The following is a 784-nucleotide window of genomic DNA, read 5'->3' as shown; positions in this document are numbered from 1 at the left end:
TAAACGATTTCAATAGAAACTGGGTCAGATTTACGGCCGATCTCCACAAAACCAGAGTGTTCAGTGTTTTGATTACGGTAACGTACGCGCCAATAATCCAGTTTGCTCACGCTCACACCATGAAGGTCGGCAAAACTTTGCCGGGTATAACCACCTGACTCAAAATCACTGACAAGACGGTACATCTCTTCTGCTTTTTCCACAACTTTCAACATAACAATAAAAGTTAAATGTTATCATCGTGCAATATTAAGCCTTTTGATATCCTACTGGAAGATGTCCTTTCTTGGGTGCATACTTTTAATATGAAATAATTCTGTTTCAAAAAGATATGTTGGGATCTAAATTTTGGAGAGCGAGCAATAAGTCTCTTTAATAGGACATGATATGTAAGTTAGCTTCCATAATATACGCAAAAGTTGTTAGACATGACTATGATACTAAACGGCGATAAGTGCTTCACAATCTTGGATAAGCTATTTACTTTTATTGAATTAGGCACTTGCTAAATAAATATAAAATGCTTAAATTGATTGATAATAAGCACTTTATATGGAAAAAAGATTCAAAAGTTTGTCGTTATTTGAGTTTCAGACCCGGTTTCCTGACGAAGATAAATGTAGGGAATATTTGGCCAATTTGAAATGGGAAAAAGGTTATAAATGTCCCAAATGTGGACACGAAAAATATTGTTCTGGGATTAATAAATTTGACCGGCAGTGTACAAGTTGTAATTATCTGGAATCGCCCACGGCCGGCACTCTTTTTCACAAGAGTAAACTGC

The 784-nt window shown here is 36.0% G+C and carries 2 protein-coding genes; one reads left to right on the top strand and one right to left on the bottom strand.

The features are described 5' to 3' along the window. Positions 1 to 215: IS66 family insertion sequence element accessory protein TnpA (tnpA, locus tag FDK13_RS35245; protein ID WP_137344447.1), on the bottom strand; the 215-nt coding region annotated here is incomplete at its 3' end. Positions 216 to 552: 337 nt separating this feature from the next. Between tnpA and FDK13_RS35240 the strand changes: the two genes are divergently transcribed. Then, positions 553 to 784: transposase (locus tag FDK13_RS35240; RefSeq protein ID WP_137343566.1), on the top strand; the 232-nt coding region annotated here is incomplete at its 3' end.

Origin of the sequence: Dyadobacter frigoris, from assembly GCF_005280585.1 — a bacterium.
GTDB lineage: Bacteria > Bacteroidota > Bacteroidia > Cytophagales > Spirosomataceae > Dyadobacter > Dyadobacter frigoris.
Note: the sequence above shows the minus strand (reverse complement) of the source record. Positions and strands in the feature narration are given on the sequence as shown.